The organism is Pseudomonas protegens (assembly GCF_013407925.2).
Classification (GTDB): Bacteria; Pseudomonadota; Gammaproteobacteria; order Pseudomonadales; family Pseudomonadaceae; genus Aquipseudomonas; species Aquipseudomonas fluorescens_AP.
Genome location: NZ_CP060201.1, coordinates 6,069,844 through 6,088,349, shown reverse-complemented (window position 1 = coordinate 6,088,349; position 18,506 = coordinate 6,069,844). Strand labels below are relative to the sequence as shown.

General features: G+C 70.4%; 10 protein-coding genes. All 10 read right to left on the bottom strand.

The window, feature by feature from the left end:
* Positions 1-11: 11 nt before the first annotated feature.
* The 10 genes from GGI48_RS28085 to GGI48_RS28040 all read right to left on the bottom strand — a co-directional run bounded on the left by GGI48_RS28085 (position 12) and on the right by GGI48_RS28040 (position 18,376).
* A complete protein-coding gene (locus GGI48_RS28085; RefSeq protein ID WP_179601161.1) occupies positions 12-482 on the bottom strand; it encodes an Imm30 family immunity protein in 471 nt (156 codons plus the stop codon).
* Between the two features lie 190 nt (positions 483-672).
* The gene (locus tag GGI48_RS28080) at positions 673-2,106 is read right to left on the bottom strand and encodes an isochorismate synthase (RefSeq protein WP_179601159.1); all 1,434 of its coding nucleotides are present in this window, start codon (positions 2,104-2,106) and stop codon (positions 673-675) included.
* Positions 2,099-2,422 carry an isochorismate lyase gene (locus GGI48_RS28075; RefSeq protein WP_179602164.1) on the bottom strand — a complete coding sequence of 108 codons (324 nt, stop codon included), beginning with the start codon at positions 2,420-2,422 and terminating at the stop codon, positions 2,099-2,101. The genes GGI48_RS28080 and GGI48_RS28075 overlap by 8 nt, the downstream gene beginning before the upstream one ends.
* A gap of 23 nt (positions 2,423-2,445) precedes the next feature.
* Positions 2,446-3,225 carry a thioesterase II family protein gene (locus tag GGI48_RS28070; RefSeq protein WP_179601157.1) on the bottom strand — a complete coding sequence of 260 codons (780 nt, stop codon included), beginning with the start codon at positions 3,223-3,225 and terminating at the stop codon, positions 2,446-2,448.
* Positions 3,222-4,331 carry a saccharopine dehydrogenase NADP-binding domain-containing protein gene (locus GGI48_RS28065; protein WP_181957012.1) on the bottom strand — a complete coding sequence of 370 codons (1,110 nt, stop codon included), beginning with the start codon at positions 4,329-4,331 and terminating at the stop codon, positions 3,222-3,224. Before GGI48_RS28065 ends, GGI48_RS28070 begins: the two co-directional genes overlap by 4 nt.
* The gene (locus tag GGI48_RS28060; RefSeq protein ID WP_179601155.1) at positions 4,328-9,751 is read right to left on the bottom strand and encodes a non-ribosomal peptide synthetase; all 5,424 of its coding nucleotides are present in this window, start codon (positions 9,749-9,751) and stop codon (positions 4,328-4,330) included. Before GGI48_RS28060 ends, GGI48_RS28065 begins: the two co-directional genes overlap by 4 nt.
* On the bottom strand, positions 9,748-13,218 hold the full coding sequence (locus GGI48_RS28055) for a non-ribosomal peptide synthetase (RefSeq protein WP_179601153.1): 3,471 nt from the start codon (positions 13,216-13,218) through the stop codon (positions 9,748-9,750). The genes GGI48_RS28060 and GGI48_RS28055 overlap by 4 nt, the downstream gene beginning before the upstream one ends.
* The gene (locus GGI48_RS28050; protein WP_179601151.1) at positions 13,211-14,974 is read right to left on the bottom strand and encodes an ABC transporter ATP-binding protein; all 1,764 of its coding nucleotides are present in this window, start codon (positions 14,972-14,974) and stop codon (positions 13,211-13,213) included. Before GGI48_RS28050 ends, GGI48_RS28055 begins: the two co-directional genes overlap by 8 nt.
* Entirely contained in the window at positions 14,971-16,716 is a 1,746-nt protein-coding gene (locus tag GGI48_RS28045; RefSeq protein ID WP_179601149.1) for an ABC transporter ATP-binding protein, read from the bottom strand. The genes GGI48_RS28050 and GGI48_RS28045 overlap by 4 nt, the downstream gene beginning before the upstream one ends.
* Positions 16,709-18,376: a (2,3-dihydroxybenzoyl)adenylate synthase gene (locus GGI48_RS28040; protein ID WP_179601147.1), complete on the bottom strand. Its 1,668-nt coding sequence runs from the start codon at positions 18,374-18,376 to the stop codon at positions 16,709-16,711. The genes GGI48_RS28045 and GGI48_RS28040 overlap by 8 nt, the downstream gene beginning before the upstream one ends.
* Positions 18,377-18,506: the final 130 nt, after the last annotated feature.

Here is an 18,506-nt window from a genome sequence, read left to right as displayed (position 1 = left end):
CAGAAGCTGACTCATGCAGCCGGCTGAGCCGCCACCAGGATGACCATCGTCTTGGCCAGGAATTCCGGAGACTGCTGATTGATCGAATTGGCCAACTCCAGCGCCGCAGCCTTGACCGCCGCTGCGGCCTCGCGCAAGGCACGGACCATCTCCAGCCGCGCGGGCTCACTGTTGAGCACCCGGGTGAAGAGGACCTGCGCCCACCTCGGGCTGTGTTCCAGCAAGCCGGGAAGCGCTGCCAGCAACGCCGGCACGTACACCGGATCAGCGAAATGCTCAGCGGCGTGGATCAGCGAATACATCACAACGTCGTATTCGGCCTCGTCGTCCAGCAATGACAACAGCGGGCCTATGCTGGCCGGATCGGCCAACTGGGCCACCTCGGCGATACAGGCGTCGATGCGCCGCACAGCGCCCTCGCCCGAGTCGTTGAACGCGTTTTCGAGCTTGAGCAAGGTGTCAGTCAACGCGTCGGATTTCATAGGGACTCGCCAGAGTGGTCGAATGAAGGGAGACGCAAAGATACGACCACGCCGGCGTTTTTCCAATCACATAGTCCTCGCCCAAAACCGATCCCTGTAGCCGCTGCCGCAGGCTGCGCAAGGCCCCGAAGGGGCCTCGGCGCCCTCAGGATCTGCGAGCCTGCGGCTCGTTCGCAGCCTTCGGCAGCGGCTACAAGGCGCTCTGTCCGCCGCTCGCGGCCACGCTCGGCGAGGCCGCTGGCGGGCGCAACGCCTCGCCGATGGTGCGCAGCTTCAGGCAGGTTTCCTGGTATTCGCTCGCAGGGTCCGACTCGCCGACGATGCCGCAGCCGGCGAACAGGTGCGCGCGGTTGCCGCGAATCAGGGCCGAGCGCAGGGCCACGGCAAACTCGCCATCGCCCTCGGCGTTCAGCCAGCCCACTGGCGCGGCGTACCAGCCACGGTCCAGTTGCTCGTGCTCGCGGATGTAACCCAGCGCCTCACCCCGGGGCAGGCCGCCCACCGCCGGGGTCGGGTGCAGGGCATCCACCACTTGCAACAGCTCGACCTGGGGCCGCAGGCGCCCCAGCACCGGGGTCAGCAGGTGCTGGACGTGAGCCAGGCGATGCAGCTGCGGCTGCGGCGCAATCTCCAGCATGGCGCAGTAGGGTTGCAGGGACTCACGCAGGGTCTGCACCACCAGGGCGTGTTCGTGGCGATCCTTGGCGCTGTCCAGCAGGGCCTGGCCCAGTTCGGCGTCCTGCTGTTCATGCAGGCCGCGGGCGCAGGTGCCGGCCAGGGCCACGGTGCTCAAGGTGCCCCGGGCCACCCGCACCAGCCGCTCGGGGGTGGCGCCCAAAAAGCAGCTGTCGCCACGGCTGAAGGCGAACAGGAAGGCCTGGGGATAGGCCGCGCCGAGGTTTTCCAGCAAGGGGCCGCAGGGAATGCTGCGGCTCGCCTGCAGGCAGACTTCCCGGGCCAGCACCACTTTGCGCAGTTCGCCGCCCTGGATTCGCCCAATCGCCCGGGCCACGCAGTCCTGCCAGCGTTCGGCGGCCTCGGGGTCGGCCTCGGCCTCGATCCCGGCGGGCAGTTGCGCCGCCGGGGCGTGGTGATAGCGCGCCTGCAACAAGCTCCACTCCGCTTCCAGGGCCGCGGCGCACTGGACCACGTCGGCGCCGGGCTCGACCCACAGGCTGAACAGCCAGTGCTGCTGCTCGCCTTCGCTCAGCAGCAGCAGGCGCGGCAGCACCAGGGAGGTGCTGGCAAACGACTGCCACTGGGCACTGCGCGGCACCTGGGGGTCAAAGGAAAATCCACCACACAGGTACGCCTGGCGCGGCCCCACTTGATGGGCTCGCTCCAGCAACTGGCGCCAGGCCCGGGTGCTGGCGCCGAAGCGTTCCGCCGACGGCGGGCTGATTTCCTCGGTGCAGCCAAAACCCGCCAGGGCCAGCGCCCCCTGGTCGCTGGACCAGAACAGGCTCTGGCCGAACATCTGGCGGTTGGCGGCGAACAGCCGCAGCGGCTGCAAGCGCTCAGCGGCCAGACTGAACACCACCAGCACCGCCCGGCCCTCACGCCGGGCCCGGGCTTCGCCTTGTTGCAGGGCCCGGGTCAACCCGGACAGGCACGACTCATTCATCACAGGCTCCCTGTTCCAGCCCGTGCTGGCGACGCCAGTGGCGCACCTGCTGGGCAATGTTCCAGTGAATGATCTGGGCGAACAGCGGCACCACGAACATCGGGTCCAGGCCCGCCTGTTCGGCCCATTGCCCGCGTTGCGGGAGCATCGCCGCAACCCGCTCCGGGGCGGCGATGCTGTCCTGGGTCGGTTTGAACTGCGCCGCCGCCTTGACGTAGGCCAGGCGCTGGCCCAGGGCCTGGATGATCTGCCGGTCCATGGCGTCGATACCGCGGCGGACATCATCCAGGCCGCTGCACTGCTCGGGGGTCTTCATGTCGAGGTCTACCAAAGAGAGATTCATGGGGTCGAAGGCCAGCACTGCCACGGCTGCTCGCCGAGGCCCGCGAGCAATCGCGTCAGGTGGCGCAGCACGTCGGCCTGCTGCTCGCGCAGGTAGAAGTGCCCACCGGGAAAGGCCTGGAAATCGGTGACCTGGGCGCTGACTTCGGCCCAGGCATAGGCTTCGTCCTGGTCCACCTCGGTGTCCCGAGTGCCCAGGCACACGCTCAGGGGCAGGTCCAGGGCGCGACCGACGGCGCCGCGATAGCACTCGATCAGCCGGTAGTCGTTGCGCAAGGCCGGCAGGTACAGCTCGCGCAGGGTCGGGTCGTCCAGCAGCGACGGCGCACCGTCGGCCAGACGCCGCACATCCGCCAGCAACGCCTCGTCCGAGCCCAGGTGCAGCTCGCTGTGGCGCTGGCGATGGGGCGCCGGATGCGCGGACACGATCAGCCGCTGCGGCGCCGAGCCCTGTTGCTGCAGGCGCGCCGCCACCTCATAGGCCAGGGCCGCGCCCAGGCTGTGGCCGAACAGCACCAGGGGCAGGTCCACCAGGTCCGACAGGGCCCGGGTGATGGTGCCGGCCATCCACTCCAGGCTGCCGGGCCAGCTTTCGCTGAGGCGCTCCTCGCGCCCCGGGTACTGCACGCTGACCAGCTCGATATCCGTCGGCAACAGGTGGCGCCAGTCATTGAAGAAGCTCGCGCTGCCCCCGGCATGGGGCAGGCACACCAGCCGGCAACGCGGTGGTTGTGGCTGCGGATAACGCCGCAGCCAGGCACTGGGAGCCTTTCTCACAGCACGCCCTCCTCGGCCAGGGCCACGCCGGCGAAATCGGGCAACTGCACCCGAGTGTCCGGCAGCCAGCGCTGCAGCTGTTCCAGGCAGGCCGCCGGGTCCAGCACCTGGGCGGCGTAGTGCAGCCCCTCGGGCAGGTGCGCCCAGTGCAGGGCGCAGAAAGCCGCGACGCTGCCGGTCAGGCGTGAACCATCCACCGCCCGCAGCCAGGCACTGGCCTGCTGCTCACGCCCATCGCGCAAGCCGTCGATTTCCACCGCCAGCAACTGATAGGGCCGGCGCCCGGCCACGTCCAGGGCACTGGCCTGCACCAGCGCAGCGATGTTTTGCGCGCTGCTGCGCGCCTCCGGCGCCGAGCCCTGGACACGTTGCAGCGCCGCCGCCAATTGAGCGCCCTCGAACAGGTTGAAACCCTGCCCCTGGCGCACCGCTACATCAGCGAACAGACGCTGCTGCTCGGTGCTCAGGTACGGATAGGCCTGCACCCCGGCCGCTGGCAGCCAGTCGCGTTGCAATGCCTGTCCGGCACTTGCCGTGCTGCGCACCACCCGCCCTTCGCACCAGCCGCACTGGGCCTGACCGAAGCCATTGCCCAGGCTCAGCAGAAAGTCCTCGGCGGCGGTGGCCGACAAACGCCCCAGCCCACCGGCATAACAACGCATCGCGTCGACCCGCTGGAAGGACTGCGCCAGCAACCGCGGAAACAGCCCCGACAACCCCGGCAGCATGCCCGCCGACAACAGCACCCGGCGCCCCGCCGGCACCTGCCCCGACAGCCGCTCATGCAGCGGATCGTCGCCGCCCACATCCAGGTAGTCGGCCCCCGCGGCCAGCGCGGCCCGGGCCACCCGATCGAGGATCCGGTAGCTGGGCCCGGCGCAGTTGATCACCAGCGCGCAACCGGCGCAGAAATCCGCCAGGCTCTGGGGCTGCCACAGGTCGAGGACGCGCACCTCGGCGCGCGCCCCCACCTGCTGGTTCAGTTGCTCGGCGCGCTGCCGATCGCGCCCGCCCAGGCGCAGCGCTACCTGGCCGGCCAGCAGCTGCGCCACTTGCCGGCCGACGCTGCCATAAGCCCCGACCAGGCCAATCACCGCCCCCTTCATGCCGCCACCTCGGAGACCGCCGCGAAGGCCCGGGCTACGGCTTGCACCTGGGGCTGCTGCATGCAGCTGAAGTGATCCCCGGGCACATCCACCACCCGCAGTTCACCCAGGCACAGGGCCTGCCAATAGGCGCTCATGTCGCGGTGCATGCCGGGCAGCACCTGCACTTCGCCACTCTGGCGAATGAACAGCAGGTCGCCCTGATACGGCGTGGCCTCGTGCAGGGCCACCGCCGCCAGGCTGTGGCGCAGCACCCGTAACTGCTCGCCCAGCCAATGCAGGTCGCTCAGTGGCGAACCGGCGTGGCGCATCGCCTCGGCAATCGCCTGCAGGCGCTGCTCCGGAGTCTTCTCTGCCAGGCGCCGCAGACAGGCCAGGGCCTGGGCGCACTGGGCATCCTCGCTCAAGGCCAGCAGCGAACCCTGGGGCACCCGCCCCGGGGTCTGCGCCAGCACCCGGGCGATGCTGCGTTCCATGGCCTGTTCATCCTCGGGGTAACCCAGGGCCAGCGGGTCGGCCTGCATCACCCGGGCGAACACGTACTCGGCCAACAGATCGTCCTCGATCATGAACGGCACCCGGTAGCTGCTGATCACGCTCAGTTGCAGCACCTCAATGGAGCGCGCCGCCAGGCACGCCGCCAACTCGGTGGCCAGCAGCCCGCCCAGGCAGTAGCCGACGATGCTCACCTGGCGCCGGCCTTCGGCCTGCAGGGTGTCGGCATAGCGCTCGGCCAGTTGGCGAATCGCCGTGGCCGGCTCCAGGGCCAGATAGCCCGGCACATCGTTGAGCACCAGCCCTTCCAGGGGCACGTCCTCCCCCAGGGCGGCGAACAAGGCGCGGTACGGCGCCAGGGTGCCGCTGCCGTCATGGACGAAGATCCGCGTCGGGCCCTGGGCCGTGTCGCTGATGCGCACCAGCGGCGACTCGCTTTCCACGCCCTGCCCGCGCAGGTAATCGGCCAGGGCCGCCACGGTGGGCTGGTTGATCAGCTGGCGCAGCAGGTCGCTCCAGGGCACCGGCCGGGCCTGGGGCAAGGCTTCGCGCAGGCGCCCCACCACTTGCGCCACCAGCAGCGAGTCGCCGCCCAGCTCGAAGAAGCCCTGGTCGCGGCCCACCGCCGGCACCCGCAACAGGCTCTGCCAGACCTCGGCGATGCTGCGCTCCAGGTCGTCCAGCGGCGCGACCCCGCTGCTGGCCTGCTGCTCGGGGCCGGCCACGCCGATCCGGGCCAGGGCCTGGCGATCGACCTTGCCATTGGCGGTCAGGGGCATGTCGTCCAGCACCTGCCAGTCCGCCGGGATCATGTAGTCCGGCAGGCGCTGGGCCAGGTGGGCGCGCAGGGCCTCGGGCTCCAGGGTCTGGCGCTGGCTCTTGAAGCGGGTGATGAACAGGTGCTGGCCGATCTGCGACATGGCGTCGTCGGCCTCGGGCAGGCACAGGGGGCTCTCGCCCCCGGCCTCCAGCAGCAACTGCTGCCACTGCTCGCGACGGATGAAGGTGGTGTCCTGCTCGGCGCGGAAATCCTCGAAGGCGGTGAGGCCCTCCTTGAACTCCATGGACGCCATGATCTGGTAGGTGTCGCGGGTGGCCTCGATGAAGATCAGCCAGCCGCCCGGGGCCAGCATCTCGCGCAGCCGCGCCAGCACCCGGCTGGCGTGCCGCGCGTTGTGCAGCACGTTGGCGCAGAGGATCAGGTCCAGGGAGTTGGCGGCCACGCCCTGGGCCCAGTGGTCCTGGTTGAGGTCGAACAGGCCGTAGCTGACCCAGGGGTAGGCGGCGAAATGCTCCCGCGCCTCATTGAGGAAGAATTGCGACAGGTCGGTGAACTGATAGTCCACCGGCAGGCCGTCCAGGGCCGGGATCAGGTCAGCGCTGGTGCCACCGACCCCGGCGCCGATTTCCAGCAGGCGCAGGCGCTGGCCGGCCGGGCGCTGGCGGATGATCTCCTGCACCGCGGCGCACACTGCCTGGTTCAGGTACTGGCTGATCAGGTTCTTGCGGTAGGCGCCCTCGGCGGTGTCGGTGCGGCCCTGGGGGAACAGCAGGTGCAGCGGGTCCAGTTGGTCGCTCATCAGCGCCGGCAGTTGCTCCTGGCTTTCGCGCAGGTAGCGCAGCACCTCGGCGCCCCAGCCCACCGACGGTTCCAGGGCATCGATGCGCTGCCACTGCCGGCGGTATTCCTCGGCCGACACCTGCAAGCCCGAATACCGCCCGGTGTGCAGGTCCCGGTGCACCAGGCCTTCGCGGGCCAGGGCCTGCAACCAGCGGCGGATCAGGCGCTGATTGCGCGGCGCCACTTCGCAGCGCGCCACAATCTCCTCCAGCGCATGGCTCTGCCCCGCAGCCTCGAACAGCCCCGGACGCTGCAGGGCCAGGCCCATGGACAGCAGCGCGGCACGCTCGACACAAACCGACATTTCACTGACCAGGGCATCGCTCAAGCCACCGCGCACGGCCTGGGCCGCCGCCTCGGTACGCGCCTGCAACTGCGCCGGCCAGGCCAGCGGCATATCCCGCAGGCTGGCCGTCAGGCAGGCTTGCAGGCGCCGGTCGAAAGCGCCCTCGCCCGCCGCCACCACCACCGCCGACTCGACATGCGGATGGCTGAGCAAGGCGCTTTCCACTTCCGCCAGTTCAATGCGGTGGCCACGCACCTTGACCTGGAAGTCCTCGCGGCCGAGGAACTCGATCAGGCCGTCTTCCAGGTAGCGCCCCAGGTCGCCGGTGCGGTACAGGCGCTCGCCGCTGCGTGGATGCTCGACAAAGCGCTCGGCGGTCTTCTCGGCGTCCCCCAGGTAACCCAGGGCCAGGCCGCTGCCGGCGATGTACAGCTCGCCAGCCACCCCTTGCGGGCGGTCGCGGCCCTGCTCGTCGAGGATCATGAAGCGCTGGTTTGCCAGCGGCCGGCCGTAGGGAATGCTGCGCCACTGTGGGTCGACCTGGGTGATCGGGTAGTAGATCGACCAGATCGCCGCTTCGGTGGCGCCCCCCAGGCTGATCAGGCGCAGCCGGGGCAGCAGCTGGGCGGCCTCCGCCGGCAGGTTCAGGGCAATCCAGTCCCCCGACAGCAACGCCAGGCGCAGGGAGCCCGGGGCCATGGCCGGCAGCGCCTGCAGGTAATGGGTGAGCATCTGCAATTGCGCCGGCACCGAGTTCCACAGGGTCACCCCGTGCTCCCGGGCGCACTCGGCCCAGTGCGAAGGGTCGGCGCGGCGTTGCGGGTCCGGCAGCACCAGGGCGCCGCCCACCGCCAGCAGGCCGAAGATGTCGTACACCGACAGGTCGAAGCCCAGGCTGGCCAGGGCCAGTACCCGGTCATCGGCGTCGATGGCAAAGCGCTGGTTGATGTCGACGATGGTATTGAGCGCTGCCTGATGGCTGATCATCACGCCCTTGGGCACCCCGGTGGAGCCGGAGGTGTAGATCACGTAGGCCAGTTGCTGCGGGTCCACGGCCACGCTGGGCACGGGCCGCTGCGGCAGCCGCGGGCCCTGGTCGACCTGGATCACCTGGGTCACCCGCGACGGCCAGCACAGCTCATCGCTCAGCCAGGACTGGCTGAGCACCCGGCCGACCTCGGCGTTGTCCAGGATCAGCTGGCGCCGGGCTTCGGGCTGGTTGGTGTCCAGCGGCAGGTAGGCGGCCCCGGCGCGCAGAATGCCGAGCACCGCGATCACCTGTTCCAGGCCCTTGCGCATGCACACCGCGACCCTCTCCCCGGGCTGGCAGCCAGCATCGAGCAGGGCCTCGGCCACGGCTTCGGCGCGCCCGGCCAGTTCGCCGTAGCTGATCTGCGCGGCGCCCTGGATCAACGCCACGCGCTGCGGCGCGGCGGCCGCCTGATGCCAGAACGGCTCGTGCAGCAGCCCTTCGGGCAACGGCGCGGCGCTCTGGTTCACCAGCTCGCGTTGCAGGCGCTGCGCCGCCGGCAGTTCCAGGCAATCGTCCAGGGTCCAGGCCGAGGGTTCCCGGGCCAGGCGCTTGAGCAAGCGTTCAAAGGTGTCGAACAGCGCATCCAGCAGGGTTGGGCTGAACACCCCTTCGCGGATGTCCCAGTTGATCGCCAGGCCCTCGTCACGCTCGCTGACCTGGCAATCGATCAGCACCTGGGGCGTCTGGCTGATGCCGAACACCAGCTCGGCGCCGGGCATGAAGGCCCCGCCGCCGCTCTCGCCACCCGCCCCCAGGGTGCTGGTGAAGGCATAGGGCATCAGCGCCGCGTCCTGGCCCTTGCGCCGCGCCAGCTCGCGCAGCACTTCGATGCCCGAACACAGGCGATGGTCCATGTCCTGCCACAGGCGCTCCTGCAACTGCTGGCTGCGCTGGCCGAAGCTACCGCCTTGCAGGGTCTGCACTTCCAGCAGTTCCACCGAGCTGAAATCCCCCACCAGGCGGTCGACCTGGGGGTGCAGCGACAGGCGATTGAGCAGGGTCAGGCTCAGGCAGAAATGCCCGCGCCGGCTCCAGCGCCCAAGGGTTTCGGCATAGGCCGAGAGGGTCGCCGCCGACACCCCCACCCCGGCCGCCGCCGCGTTCAGGCGCAGGGCGTTGCAGTCGCGGGCTTCCAGGCTCATGGCCCGGCGCTGGAAGCGCGGCCCGCTGGGCGCCCCCAGCGTCGGCAGCTCCGGCGCTGCCGGCAGGCTGTCGACCCGCGCCCACCAATAGTCGCGGTCGCGCTGGTAGCGCGGCTGCTCGCGCAGGCGGCGCTCACCCAGCACATAGTCGCGAAAGCTGATCGGCGCCGGCGCCGGCAGGCGCTCGCCACGGTACAGCTGCTGCAGTTCGGCCAGCAGCATGCGCACGCTCTGGTAGTCACACACCAGCAGGTCCACCGACAGGTGCAGGCGCGAGGTGTCGCGGCCCTGGCTCACGCACAGCTCGATCAGCGGCCATTGCTGGGGCGCCGCGCGGCGCAGCTCCATGCGTTCGCGCAGGGCCTGCAAGGCGCTGCCGTCGTCCTGGCGCAGGTCGTGACGGGCGATGCGGTAGTGCGGCACCTGGGGCAGGATGCGCTGGTAGCCCTCCTCCAGCACCACCGCGCGCAGCATCTCGTGGCGCGCGATCAACTGGTTCCAGGCCTGTTCCAGGCGCGCCGGGTCGAGGTCCTGCTGGGCGAACTCCAGGTAGCCGTGGCAGGCCACGCCGCCGTAGCTGAAGGCCGTGGTGCGGCCCAGCAGGTAGGCGGCCTGCACATCGGTCAGCGGGAAGGGTTCTTCGCGGGCCGAATGGTCGGCCTCCAGGATTGGCAGCTGCGCCGCCTGCAGCTGTTGCAGCAACGCCTCCTTGTGCTCGCGCAACTGTTGCAGGCGCGCCTCGTCCATGACCCCGGCCGGGGCCCGATAGCGCAGGCGGCCCTGTTCTTCCCAGAGCTCCACGCCCAGTTGTTGCAGGTCCTGTTGCAGTTGTTGCAGCGTCATAACACGCCCTCCACCATTGCGTTCTGATTGACGGGCCGCTGTTCCCGGCGCGAGGCGAGCAACTGCCCCTGCTGGGCCACGGTGGCCGCGTTGAAAAAATCCTTGAGCGACAGTTCCAGCTGGAATTGCCGGGCAATGCGCTCGATCAAGCGGGCCGCCAGCAGGCTGTTGCCACCCAGGGCGAAAAAGCCCTGGTGCCGGCCCACCTGCGGCACGTGCAGCAGCTCCTGCCACAACGCGGCCAGGGCCTCTTCCCATTCCCCTTGCGGCGGCTCGGCACTCTGCGGCTGGATGCCCCGGCGCTGCTCCTGCAGCAGCCACAGCAGCGCCGCGCGATCGACCTTGCCGTTACTGCTCAGCGGCAGCTCGGGCAGGTTCAGCCAGGTGTCCGGGAGCATGTGTTCGGGCAGCCATTGCCCCAGCCACTGGCGCAGGGCCTGGGGTTCGGGCAGCGGCTCCCGGGCCAGCAGCACCGCCGCCAGCTGCGGCTCGCTGCCGGGCAGTACCAGGCTCAGCGCGCGGTCGATGGCCGGGTGGCGCTCCAGGGCCAGGTCGATTTCCGCCAGTTCGATACGAAAGCCGCGGACCTTGACCTGATGGTCCAGGCGCCCGAGAAACTCCAGGCTGGCGTCGGCCCAGTAGCGGCCCTGATCGCCGGTGCGGTACCAGCGCCGGCCCTCATGCTCGACAAAGCGCTGGGCGCTGAGGGTCGGCAGGCCGCGATAGCCGGCGGCCACCCCGGCACCGCCGATCCACAGCTCGCCGGGCACCCAGTCCGGGCAGTCCCGGCCCTGGCTGTCCACCACCCGGAAGCACTGGTTGTCCAAGGGCCGGCCGTAGGGGATCGAACGCCAGTGCGCGGGCACCTGCGCCACCTCCTGATAGTTGGACCAGATCGCCGCCTCGGTGGCGCCGCCCAAGGCCACGAACCGCACGCGATGGCCCGCCGCTTGCTCCAGGCGCCGTGGCAGGTCGAGGCCGACCCAGTCACCGGAAACCATGGCCAGGCGCAAGGCGCCCAGGCCGCCGCCGTCGCGCACTTGCAGGGTCAGCATGTCCAGCAGCGCCGGCACCGAGTTCCACACACTCACCCGCTGTTCGCGGATCAGCCGCAGCCATTCCCGGGGCTCCTTGCGCAGGCTGTCCGCGGGCAAGACCAGGGCGCCGCCGACACTCAGCGGGCCGAACAGGTCGTACACCGACAGGTCGAAATCCAGGGCCGAGACCCCCAACACCCGGTCCTCGGCGCCGACCTGATAGCGCCGGTTGATGGCGGCGACGGTGTTCATCGCCGCCTGATGGCACAGCTCGACGCCCTTGGGTTCGCCGGTGGTGCCCGAGGTGAAGATCACGTACGCCAGGGCATCCGCCGCGATCTCCAGGGGCTGCTCCAGCGCCGGTGCGAGCAGCGCCTGGGCCAGGGTCACCACCCGCAGTTCGGCGAGCCAGATGCCGCCCTCGCGGTGGGCCTGATCGGTGATCACCAGCCGCGCCCCGGCGCGCTGGTAGATCATGTCGCGGCGCGCCGGCGGCTGCTCGATGCCCACTGGCACATAGACCGCCCCGGCGGCCAGGATCCCCAACACCGCGATCACCTGCTCGCGGCCCTTGGGCAAGGTGATCGCCACCGCGTCACCCGGCTGCACCTCCCACTCGCCCAAGGCCCCGGCCAGTTGCAGGGCCTGCCGGGCCAGCTCGGCGTAGCTCAGGCAGCCCTGCTCGCCGATCAGCGCCACGGCCTCGGGGTTCAGGCGCGCCTGCTGGAAAAAGCCCTGGTGCAACAGCTGCGCCGGGGTCGGGTGGGCGGTGGCATTGGCCTGCTGGCGCCGCTGTTGTTGCGCCGCCGGCAGCGGCAAGGGCGCCACCTGCTGCCAGTCGTTGGTGCACAGCCACAGCAGCAAGGCGCGGTAGGCGTCGAACATCTCGTCCAGCAGGCCTTCGGGGAACAGCGCGTCCACCGCGTCCCAGTTCAGCAGCAGGCCGTCGGCCAGCGGGTAGCTCTGGTGGTCGAGCCAGACCTGGGGCGTCTGCGACAGCGCCCAGCCCGGTTCGCCCAGCTGTTCGCGGCAGGTGGCGTCGACAAAGACCGGGCCCAGGTTGCAGGCGAACACCACCGGTGCGCCCTGACCGCCGCCCTGGCGCAGCCGCGCCCGCTCGCGCAGCACCTCGACCCCGGGCCAGGCGCTGTGGGCGATGTCGCGGTGCAATTGAGCCTGCAACGCCAGGGCCTGCTGGCTGAAGGGCGCGGGCTGGCGCTGGTCGACTTCCAGCAGCACCAGGTTGGAAAAATCCGCCAGCAGATCAGGCACGCACGGGTGCAGTTCCTGGCGATTGAACAGCGGCACGTTGAGCAAAAAATGCTGGCTGGCGCTCCAGCGTCCCAGCACCTGGGCATAGGCGCAGGCGAGCACGCTGGCCAGGGTCAGGCCGTGTTGCCGGGCGCGCTGCTCCAGGGCCTGCAACTGGCCCTGCTCCAGACGCATGGCCAGGCGGCGAAAACGCGGGCTGGCGAGCTGCTGTGGCTCCTGGGCCAGGGGCAGTTGCGGGCCGTCCGGCAGATCGTCCAGGCGCTCCAGCCAATAGTCCCGGGCCGCCGCCAGCAGTGGCGCGCGCGCCGCCTGTTCGGCCCGCAGGTAGTCTGCGAAATTCCACTCCAGGGCCGGCAGGCTGTGCTCCTGGCCGGCATGGATCAGCGCCAGGTCGCGCAACAGGATGCCGATGCTGAGCACGTCGGCCACCAGCAGGTCGATGTTCAGGTGCAGGCGGCTGCGGCCTTCGGGCAGCAGGCTCAACTGCACGTCGAACACCTGCCCGCGGCTGACTTCCAGGCACCGGTGCGAAAGAGTTTCGCGGATCTGCTCCAGGGCCTCGGCGGCGCCGACGCAGGAGGCCTGACGCAGGTCGTGGACGCTCAGCCCGGGCCAGGGGCTCTGGGGCAGGATGCGCTGGCAGCTGTCGCTGATGAAACAGGCGCGCAGCATCGGATGGCGCTGGCACAGGCGGTGCACGGCCTGCTCCAGGCGCTGCGGCTCCAGGCCGTGGCCGTCCAGCTCCTGGTACAGGTGGCAGCCGACGCCGCCCAGGGGCAGGCCCGGATCGCGGCCGAACCAGTAGGCCTGCTGCAGCGGGGTCAGGGCGAAATCGCTGTTGCCAGGGGCGCTGGCCACAGCCTGCAGGTGCGGCGTCGCGAGGCCACGGCGGGCCTCGATCAGCGCCCACCAGGCGGTCAGGGTCGGTTGCTGGATCAGCTCGGCGAAGCTCAGGGCCACGCCTTCGGCAGCCAGCAGCGCCGGCAGACGCATGATGCTCACCGAGTCGAGGCCCTGCTCGATCAGCGACGCATCCGCTTCAAGGTCCCCAGGCTCGTAGCCGAGTAAGCGGGCGATGCCTGCACAGAGCCCTTGGGGTGAATGACTCAGGCCGGCGTGCGCGGGATGAGCGCATGCCAGTGCTGGGTGATCAGTCATGGTGGACGGTCCTTTGGGGTACGGAAGAAGGTGTGCGCAAGCGCCAGCGATTGATCGCCTCGCGCTCGTGAAACAACTGGCGATAACGGCCCGGGGCCGCCATCAGTTGGTCATGGCTGCCGTGCTGGGCCAGGCGGCCCTGGTCCAGCAGGAGGATCTGCCCGGCACTCGGGGCCAGGGTCGGCTTGTGGGTCACCAGCAGCACCGTGTGCTTGCGCGCCAGTTGCAGCAGGCAGCGGTTGACCCGGGCCTCGCTGATGGCATCCAGGGCCGCGGTGGGTTCGTCCAGCAGGATCAGGCTGGCGTCCTTGAGCAGCACCCGGGCCAGGGCCAGGCACTGGCGCTCGCCCCCCGACAGGCTGACCCCGCCCTCGCCGACCCGGGTCTGCCAGCCCTGGGGCAGGCGCCCGGCGACGCGGTCCAGGCCGGTGGCGCGGGCGGCTTCCATCAGTTGGCCGTCGCTGGCCTCGGGGCGGCCCAGGCGCAGGTTGTCCAGCAGGCTCGCGGCCAGCGGCGGGCAGTCCTGGAACATCAGGGCAATCGAGCGATCACGCTGTTCGGCCGACACCTGGCGCAGGTCGACGCCGCCAAGCAGGATGGCGCCGCTGCTGACATCGCTGAACCGCGCCAGCAGGCGCAGCAGGCTCGACTTGCCGGAGCCGGACGCCCCCACCAGCAGGTTCAGAGAAGCCGGCGGCAGGTCGAAACTGATGCCCTGCAGAATCACCTGTTCCTGGCGCACCAGCCCCAGGTCGCGCACCTGTACCTGTTGCCCCTGGGGCTCCCGGGGCTGGCTCGGCTCCGCCAGTGCCGGCAGGCGCAGCAGGTGGCGCAGGCGGTTCAGGCCGTGGCGGGTCTGGCGCAAGGTGGTGCCGAGGTTGACCAGGGTGCCCATGGGCTCCACCAGGCAGGTGGCGAGCACCGCCAGCGCCAGGTATTGGGCGGCGCCGAGGCTGGCCCCGAGCACCGCATACAGGCCGCACAAAAGCACCGCGGTGTAGCCGGCCTGGAGCGCCACCGCCAGCCCCAGGGCCGCCGGGAAGGTCCGCCAGTGCGCCCGGCGCTGGGCCCGGCGCTGTTGCTGCAAGGCTTCGCTGAGCAGGCTGAACCCCTCGCCGCTGCGGCCACTGGCCCGCAGCAGCGGCTGCTGGCGCAGGAACTCCAGGACCCGCGCCGCCGCCTCGTTGGCCGCCGCCTCGCTGCGGCTTTCGGCCTGGCCGCCCCAACGCACGCCCCAGTGGTAGAACACCAGCAGCAGCGGCACGCTGGCCAGCGCCGCCAGGGCCATGGATCGGTCGTAGAAGAACAGCGCCACAAGCAGCGCCAGGGGCGTCAGCACGGCGTTGGCCATGGGCTGCAGCAAGTGCGCCGGGGCGCTCATGATCTGCAGCACGGTGTGGGTCACCAGCCGGTTGAGCTCGGCGCTGCGGCGCTCGACGAACCACTCCAGGGGCAGGCGCGCCAGTTGCTCGCCGATGCGCAGGTTCAACGACTGCGCCGCCGCGGCGCCAGCGCGATAACCCGCGAGCTGGGCATACCGGCGCAACCCCAGGCACAGCCCCGCCAGCAGCGCAAAGGTCGCCGCCCACTGCCACGGCCCGTGCCCCGCGGCGGCCTCGAACAGGCTGGCGAACGCCATCGGCAACAAGGCCAGCGCCACGCCCTGGGCCAGGGCACTGGCGGCCATGGCCAGCAAGGCCCGGCGCAGCAGACGCGCTTCGGCCGGCTGCAAACTGCGTAACAGGGCGCCGATCATGCCTGGCCCTCCACGGTTTGCGGGGCGCAGAACTGCTGCGCCGCCCACAGCCCGGCATACACCCCTTGCTGCTCCAGCAGGGCCTGGTGCTGGCCGCATTCCACCAGTTGCCCGCCTTGCAGCACGGCGATCTGGTCAGCGTCCTGGATGCTGCTCAGGCGATGGGCGATCACCAGCACCGTGCGCCCCGCCGCCAACCGCGACAGGGCCTGCTGGATCGCCGCCTCGGACTCCGGGTCGCTGGCGGCGGTGGCCTCGTCCAGCACCAGGATCGGCGCCTGACTGAGCATCGCCCGGGCAATGCCCAGGCGCTGCACTTCACCACCGGACAGTTGCACGCCGCTGCCCAGCTGGCTGTGATAACCCTCGGGCAAGGCGACGATGCGGCTGTGGATCTGCGCCGCCCGGGCCGCCTCCTCGACCTCGGCCAGACTGGCCTCGGGGCGCCCCAGGCGCAGGTTGTCGAGAACGCTGGCGCGCAACAGGCGCACCTCCTGGAAGACAAAGGCCACTTGCCGATACAGGGTCGCGCTGTCCATGTCCCGCAGGTCGACGCCGCCGATGCGGATGGCCCCGGCGCTGACATCGGCAAAGCGCGCGAGCAAGGTCGCCAGGGTCGATTTGCCAGCCCCCGAATCCCCCACCAGGGCGGTCAGGGTGCCCGGTTGCAGGCATAGGTCGATGCCCCGCAGCACCTGGGTGCCGTCGGGGTAGCTGAAAGCCACGTCATCAAAGATCACCTGATGCCCCTCGGGCTCCCGGGACAACGCCGGCTGGGCCAGCACCGGGGTGTCCAGCAGCGCGCTGATGCGCTGCGCTGCCGCCCGGCCCTGGACCAGGGAATCGGCGCCATGCCCCAGGGCCGCCACTGGCGCCGCCAGGGCCGGACCGAGCAAGGCGAACGGCAGCAACTGCGCCGGCTGCAACCCGCCCACCGCCGTCAGCGGCACCCCGGCCACCAGCACCAGGGCCAGCACCAGCAAGGGCGAGAGCAGCACCTCGACACTCGCCCCCAAGCCCGCCCAGCGCTCCACCCACTGGCAGAAAAAACGCCCGAAACCCTGCACCGCGCGGACGAAGTCCGCCTGCACCCGCTCCGCGCGGCCGAAGGACTTGACCATGGCGATGCTCTGCACAAAGTTCAGGGTCGCCGTCGACAACTCGCCCAGGGCCGCCCCCAGGCGCTGACGCTCGGCCTGATAGGCCGGGGTGCGCATCACCCGCAGGCGCCACAGCGCCAGCAATGGTGGCAGCAGCACCACCAGGGTCATGGGCAGGCTCACCGTCAGCAGGTAGACCAGGCTGGCCAGGGGCACCACCAGCGCCGCCACCAGGTTGTTGGGCAGGTGCGCCACCAACTGGTGCAAAGCGCCGACATCATCGAGCAAGGCCCGCTCGGCGGTCTGCCGCTGCTGGCCGAACCAGGCCAGGGGCACCCGTGCCAGGTGCGCGGCGATGCGCTGGCGCAGCTGGCGTTGCAGGTCACTGTCGGCCAGGTGGGTGATCTGCAATGCCGCCGCCAGCCCCAGCAGGCGCAGGAGCAAGGCGGCGGCGCCGGCCAGCAGCCAGAACTGCGCACGCGGCGCATCCAGCTCGCCGGCCAGCAGCAGCGGCGCCAGTTCGGCCACGGCCATCAACGGCAACAGCCCCACCAGCGCCGCCAGGGCCTGCAGCAGCATGGCCGCCAGCAGGCGCCCACGCACCGGCTGTAGCAGGTCGCACAGTCCTTGCCGGTCAGCCACGGGCGCCACTTCCTTGCCGGGCTTGGGCCTGGGCACCGAAGTACAGGGCCTGGATCGCCTCGCGCAGGTGCTTGCGGCTGACCTTGCCGACCCCGGTCTGGGGGAAGGCCGGGATGAACTCGAAGCGGTCCGGCAGCTTGAACGCCGCCAGGCCCTGGGCCCGCAGGTGGCGCAGCAGTTCCGGGGCCCGGGGCGCAGCGCCTCGGGGAATGACGAAGGCGCAGGTGCGCTCGCCGAGGAAGGCGTCGGGCATCGCCACCAGGGCGATGTCGGCCACCGCCGGGTGGCTGAGCAGCAGGTTTTCCACCTCTTCGGCGGCGATCTTTTCGCCGCCGCGGTTGATCAGGTCCTTGTCCCGCCCTTCCACCATCAGGTAGCCGTCGGCGCTGAGCATGACCCGGTCGCCGGTGCGGTAGAAACCATCGGCGGTGAAGGCCTGGGCGTTGTGCTCGGGGTAACGGTAGTAACCGCGAATGGTGTAGGGGCCACGGGTCAGCAACTGCCCGACCTGCCCCACCGGCACCGGCCGGTCGTGCTCGTCCACCACGCGGATTTCGTCCGCCGGCGACAGCGGCCGGCCCTGGGTGTGCAGCACCCGTTGCGGCGGGTCCTCGGGGTCGGTGTAGCAGATCAGCCCTTCGGCCATGCCGAACACCTGCTGCAGGCGGCAACCGAGCACCGGCTCGATGCGCCTTGCGGCCTCGTAGCTGAGCTTGGCCCCGCCCACTTGCAGCAGTTGCAACGGCGCCAGGCCACGCCCGCGGGCCTGGGCCGCTTCCAGCCAGACCAGGGCCAGGGGCGGCACCAGGGCGGTGTGGGTCACGGCTTCGCGCTCGATCAGTTCGAAGCAGACTTGCGGGCTCGGCGAGGGGCTCAGCACCACCCGCCCGCCCACCGCAAAGGTGCCGATGAACCCCGGGCAGCACATGGGAAAGTTGTGCGCCATGGGCAGCGCCACCAGGTACACGCAGGCCTCGGACAGGCCGCAGCGCTCGGCGCTGGCCCGCAGGTTGTAGAGGTACTCGTGGTGGCGGCGCGGGATCAGCTTGGGCACCCCGGTGGAACCGCCGGAAAGCTGGAAGCAGGCCACCGCGTCGGCACTGGGCGCGGCAAAGGCCTGCGAGGCGTTGGCGTCGTACAGGCTGTCCAGGGCGGTGAACTCCTCGGCTGCGCCGGCGACTACCACCCACTCCAGCTGCGGGTTGCGCTCCTTGAGGTCGCGGGCCATGGCCCGGTAGTCGAAGCTGGCGTCCCGGTCGGCGCAGAAGTAGGCGCGGGCCTGGGCGAATTCACAGAAGCGCCCGATCTCAAGGTGCCGATGGGCCGGCAAGGCGAAGATCGGCCGCACCCCGAGGCGATACAGGGCAAAGCAGACTTCGACGAAGGCCGCGCTGTTGGGCAGTTGCAGCACCACGTTGTCGCCGGCCCGCAGCCCCAGCCGGTACAGGCCGGCGGCCAGTTGGTCGACCCGCAGGTCCAGTTGCCGGTAGCTCAGGCGCCGCTGGCCATCGGTCAGCGCCTCGCGCTCGCCGAAGGTCCGGGCCGCGCCCCGCAGCAGATCGCCAAAGGTTTCATCGCGCCAGTAACCGGCCTCGCGGTAAGCCTGGGCAAAAGCCTCGGGCCAAGCGGGGCAATCCTGCGAATCGTCGAAAGTGGACATGCTGTCTCCTGAGTTTTTTTTCGGCAAAAGGCCGCCCCGGGCCTGAAATGTCAGGCCCCTGGAATGAAGGGAAGATGAGCCGTCAGCGCGGCGGAAAATACGGGCCGGTCGGCGCTCCTGCGGGGCGGCG

What these genes read in the sequence shown, in the direction of transcription:
- GGI48_RS28085 (WP_179601161.1), bottom strand. Translation starts at nt 482, where the DNA reads ATGAAATCCGACGCGTTGACTGACACCTTGCTCAAGCTCGAAAACGCG.
- GGI48_RS28060 (WP_179601155.1), bottom strand. Translation starts at nt 9,751, where the DNA reads ATGACGCTGCAACAACTGCAACAGGACCTGCAACAACTGGGCGTGGAG.
- GGI48_RS28050 (WP_179601151.1), bottom strand. Translation starts at nt 14,974, where the DNA reads ATGATCGGCGCCCTGTTACGCAGTTTGCAGCCGGCCGAAGCGCGTCTG.
- GGI48_RS28065 (WP_181957012.1), bottom strand. Translation starts at nt 4,331, where the DNA reads ATGAAGGGGGCGGTGATTGGCCTGGTCGGGGCTTATGGCAGCGTCGGC.
- GGI48_RS28075 (WP_179602164.1), bottom strand. Translation starts at nt 2,422, where the DNA reads ATGAAGACCCCCGAGCAGTGCAGCGGCCTGGATGATGTCCGCCGCGGT.
- GGI48_RS28040 (WP_179601147.1), bottom strand. Translation starts at nt 18,376, where the DNA reads ATGTCCACTTTCGACGATTCGCAGGATTGCCCCGCTTGGCCCGAGGCT.
- GGI48_RS28080 (WP_179601159.1), bottom strand. Translation starts at nt 2,106, where the DNA reads ATGAATGAGTCGTGCCTGTCCGGGTTGACCCGGGCCCTGCAACAAGGC.
- GGI48_RS28055 (WP_179601153.1), bottom strand. Translation starts at nt 13,218, where the DNA reads ATGACTGATCACCCAGCACTGGCATGCGCTCATCCCGCGCACGCCGGC.